A 4,385-nucleotide genomic window follows, 5' to 3' on the forward strand; every position below is an offset into this window, starting at 1 on the left:
GGGAGCCGCCCGTGACACCGGGGGGCGGTGTTGAGGGTGATGTCTTCCCTTCGTCAGGCGTCCTAACCATCCGCCGGTTCGGGCACGGGCGAGCCCGTCCGCCGCCGACGCGGGCCTCACCGGAAGCGCGGGCCCTCCTCCAGGCGCTCGCGCACGCCCGGCCACTCGTTGCGCAGCACCGAGTAGTACACGGCGTCCCGGCGGCGCCCGCCCGGCATGACGTTGTAGCTGCGCAGGACACCCTCCTCCGTGGCGCCGATGGAGCGCAGACCGCGCCGGGCCCGCTCGTTGAGCACGTCGGTCTTGAACTCGACCCGCTCGGCGCCCATCTCCTCGAAGGCGTGCCGCAGCAGCAGGTACTTGGACCAGTGGTTGACTCCCCGGCCCCGGAAGTCGCGCCCCAGCCAGGAGCTGCCGATCTCCAGCCGCAGGTCGGGCTCGGACATGTGCCCGTAGCTCATGCTGCCCGCGATGCGCCCGCTCGCCTTGTCGGTGACGGTGAACGTGGAGCGCTCTCCGCCGTCGCTGGCGGCCAGGTAGGAGTAGAAGAACCGGACGAAGCTCGCCTCGTCGTCCACACGGGCCACGAAGTGCGTCCAGATGTCGGAGTCCATGGCCTGTTCACGCCACCCCTCGCGATCCGTCTCCACCAGGGGGGTGAGCAGCACGTGCTCGTTCTCCAACCGGACACGCGACTGCTCGGACCACGACATGGGCACTCCTCCGGTGTACGGCGTTATGTCCGTTGCGGATTGTAGTGTCGCCCCTCGGGCCGCCCGTCGAGTGGGGTACCCCACACAGCCGACGCCCCGCCCGCCGCCCGTCCGCCGCCCGGGGACGCGCCGGGCCGCCCCGCGCGCGACGCCCGCCTGTCGGACCCGACCGGTAGTGTGCCCCCACCGACCGGCAATCCTGGAGGAACCGAGCGATGGCCGCCACCGACACCGTCCTCTCCCGGCGTGCGCTGGGCCGCGCCACCCTCGCCCGCCAGTTCCTCCTGCGGCGCGTGGACCGGCCGGTGACCGAGGTCGTCTCCCACCTGGTCGGCCTCCAGGCGCAGACCACGCACACCTGGTACGTCGGACTCCAGAACCGGATCGAGGACCCCTCCCCCGAGGATGTCGGCCGCCAGCTCACCGACGGCGAACTCGTCCGCGCCACCCTCATGCGCGGCACCCTGCACCTGGTCACCCCCGAGGACTTCCGCGCGCTGCGCCCCACGGTCCAGCCCGTCATCGCCCGCGGCCTGGCGCACAGCGGCCACGGGAAGGCCCTCGCCGGGACCGACCTGGACGCCGTGGCGGACGCCGGGCGCGCCCTGCTGGTGAAGGAGCCGCTGACCCCCGGCGAGCTGGGCGCACGCCTGGCCGAGCGGTGGCCCGGGGTTCCCGGCGACGACCTGTCCTACGCGGCGCGCTCCCTGCTGCCCGTCGTCCAGATACCCCCGCGCGGGGTGTGGGGCTCCTCCGGACCGCCCGCGTTCGCGCCCGCCGACACCTGGACCGGGCTGGCCATGGACGCCGAGCCCGATCCGGAGGCGCTCGTGCTGCGCTACCTGGCCGCGTTCGGACCGGCCACCGTGAAGGACGTGCAGGCCTGGTCGGGGCTGACCCGGCTGCGCGCGGTGGTCGACCGCCTGCGCGAGCGCCTCGTGGTCCTGCGCGGCGAGGACGGCGCCGAGCTGTTCGACCTCCCCGACGCCCCGCGCCCCGGCCCGGACGTCCCGGCGCCGGTCCGCTTCCTCTACGACTTCGACAACGTGCTGCGCGGCCACGCCGACCGCGGCCGGATACTCTCCGGCGAGGACCTGAAGCGGCTCGCCTCCCGCAACGGGATGCCGCCCGCGACGGTGCTCGTGGACGGCGAGGTGCGCGGCTCCTGGAAGGTGGTCCGCGCCGGGGGGACGGCGGCCGTGGAGGTGACGCCGTTCCGGCCGATCGGGGCCGCCGACCGCGAGGAGGCGGAGGCCGAGGGGCTGCGGCTGCTGGCCTTCCTGGCACCGGAGCGCGACGCGCACGAGGTCCGGTTCGCGTCGCCCGCCTGACCGCCGCACGTCCCGGTGGACGCGGGCGGGTCCTCTCCGGCGGGATCCTTTCGGTGTCCGACATCGGCGCATGTGACCGGACCACGGACACTACGTGTGGGTATGGAAGGATTCACAGGTGACCGATGAGTTCCGTGCCGCGTTCCAACGCGTGCTCGACACCGCAGCCAGCCAGGCACCCGCGTTTCCGGCGGCCGTGCACGACGTGTTCCGGCTGTCCTCCCAGGTGCCCGTCGAAGAACTCGCCATCGCCATGGAGGCGCTGGCCCCGGTTCTGGGCGACAGTGAACCCGTCGCCGGGATCGCGGCCGACCTCGCCGTCCTGGCCGGCGCCCTCGTGGAGGCCGGAGCGCCCGCGGGACAGGTGGGGCTGGAGGTGCTGCGCCAGCTGGGAAGTTACGGTCAGGCCGCAGTGGCCTTCATGCACGCGTGGGACAAGACCGGCGGCGGACAGCTGCCCGCGCCCAACGACGTGTCGGCGGCCGACGAGCAGCGCGTCGAGGAGGTCCTCGGGGAGAACGCCCCGCTGGCCACCGTGGGCTGGTGGACGTCCCTGCGCTACGGGCTGGCCGCCAAGGCCATGCTGGGCGACCCCGGGGTGCGGGCGGCCGTGCGCGCCGACTCCAGCGCCCTGGAGGGGCTGACCCAGATCGTGCACGCGCTGTCCACGCAGCTCAGCGAGTTCGTCGAGGTGAACGAACTTCTGCGGATGGCGGAGGCGAGCACGCTCCTGGTGCTGGACCGGACCTCGCGCCGGGGCTTCCAGGTGCGCTTCGACGGGATCGGCGACAACTTCCAGCTGCACACGCTGCTCGCGGACGCGCTGATCGGCAAGGAGGGGCGGCTGGTGCCCGGCACCCGGCCCGACCCCCGATGGACCGCCGCCTGCCTGGACGCGCCGGTGGACCCGCTGGCGGACGTGGTGCGCGGCGAGTGGGACCTGGTCGGCGGCGACGGCACGTGGGTGGGCAACGAGGCCCTTCCCGGGGACATCCCGCTGGTCGACGGCACGCGGGTGCTGGTGCTGGAGCCGCAGTCGCTCAGCCACTCCTGGCGTGCGGGGCGCAGGCACCCGCACATCCCGGGGTCGCTGGAGGTGCTGGAGGAGCTGCGCCACGAGGACGCGGCCGCGTGGTGGACGCGGATCCACATGGCCGGTTCGGTGCGCCACCCGATGGCGCCGCCGATCGAGCACGACGAGACCGGGACCCACCGGACGCAGGCGCCCCGCCACTTCGGTGTGGCCGCGCACTTCGCCGAGGTGGACTCGGGTCCGATGTCGGCCTCCTTCCGGTCGCTGGAACCGGAGGCCGACGACGACCCGCTTCCCGGGGAGACCGGCGCCGCGGCCGCGGAACCGCAGTCCCCGCCGGACCCGTGGGAGACCCCGTCGCAGGACCGGGACGGGTCCCCGGGGACCGAAGCGCCCGAACCGCACCCGTGGGCCGCCGACCCGCTGCCCTCCCGCACGCGTGCGGAGCCGCCGGAGGCCCCCCTGGCCGGGGACCCGCTTTCGGACCCCTTCTCGGACCCGCTCTCGGGTCCGCGGGAGCCCTGGCGGTCCGGAGGAGCGGTGGAGGAACCGGACTCCTGGGGCACGGCGGAGCCGATGAGCGAGTGGCGCAGCCCCGAGCCGCTGGGCTTCCGGACCCCCACGGAGGCCGACGAGAGCACGGACCGGGCCCGGCCCTGGCCCCTGGCCGCTTCGGAGAACTCCTGGAGCGGCGCGGAGCCGATCAGCGAGTGGCGCAGCCCCGAGCCGCTGGACTCCCGGCCCCCCGCGGAACCCGAGGAGCACATGGGGCAGGCGGGCCGGACGGGCCCGGACCGGTCCTGGAACCCCGCGGCCCCGGAGGACCCGTTGGGCGCCTGGGGGCAGCCGGAGGCTCCGGAGAGCCGGGCGGCGGGCCCGGCCCGCCCCCTGGACGCGACGGATCCGGCGGAGGCGGAGGACACGGCGGACTCCGGGGGCCACGGCGACGACAAACGCCCCGGCGCCCGTCTGCTGCCGCCCATGCCGCCGGGCGTCTCGGACAGCTGGGCGTGGGCTCCGGGCTGGAAGTGGCCCGCGCCTCCCGGTTCGTCCGACTGAGCACGGCCCGCGGCGCCCGGCCGGGAAGGGCGTTTCCGGCCGCGGACCGGGTGACGGTCACGGGTCCGGGGTACGTGCTCGGGACCGCCGACCCGGGCCCCGTGCCGGTACCGCCGTATGACAGGTGTCATGCCGCGACACAGGCGGCTCTCACACCGACCCGGTGACTCCTGCGTCTGGGGGCGGGCCTCCCCGGTCGGCCAAGCTTGGGGGTATGACGACGTTGAACAGCGACCGCCCCGGCACCGA

General features: G+C 74.8%; 3 protein-coding genes. 2 read left to right on the forward strand and 1 reads right to left on the reverse strand.

Annotated features, from left to right (window positions below):
* Window positions 1-116: 116 nt before the first annotated feature.
* Window positions 117-713: a GNAT family N-acetyltransferase gene (locus DQW06_RS16895; protein ID WP_013156358.1), complete on the reverse strand. Its 597-nt coding sequence runs from the start codon at window positions 711-713 to the stop codon at window positions 117-119.
* Between the two features lie 215 nt (window positions 714-928).
* Between DQW06_RS16895 and DQW06_RS16900 the strand changes: the two genes are divergently transcribed.
* On the forward strand, window positions 929-2,044 hold the full coding sequence (locus tag DQW06_RS16900) for a winged helix DNA-binding domain-containing protein (RefSeq protein ID WP_117198895.1): 1,116 nt from the start codon (window positions 929-931) through the stop codon (window positions 2,042-2,044).
* A 118-nt stretch (window positions 2,045-2,162) separates the two neighbouring features.
* On the forward strand, window positions 2,163-4,136 hold the full coding sequence (locus DQW06_RS16905; RefSeq protein ID WP_013156356.1) for a hypothetical protein: 1,974 nt from the start codon (window positions 2,163-2,165) through the stop codon (window positions 4,134-4,136).
* Window positions 4,137-4,385 lie beyond the last annotated feature (249 nt).

Origin of the sequence: Nocardiopsis sp. TNDT3 (assembly GCF_003427465.1) — a bacterium.
GTDB lineage: Bacteria > Actinomycetota > Actinomycetes > Streptosporangiales > Streptosporangiaceae > Nocardiopsis > Nocardiopsis dassonvillei.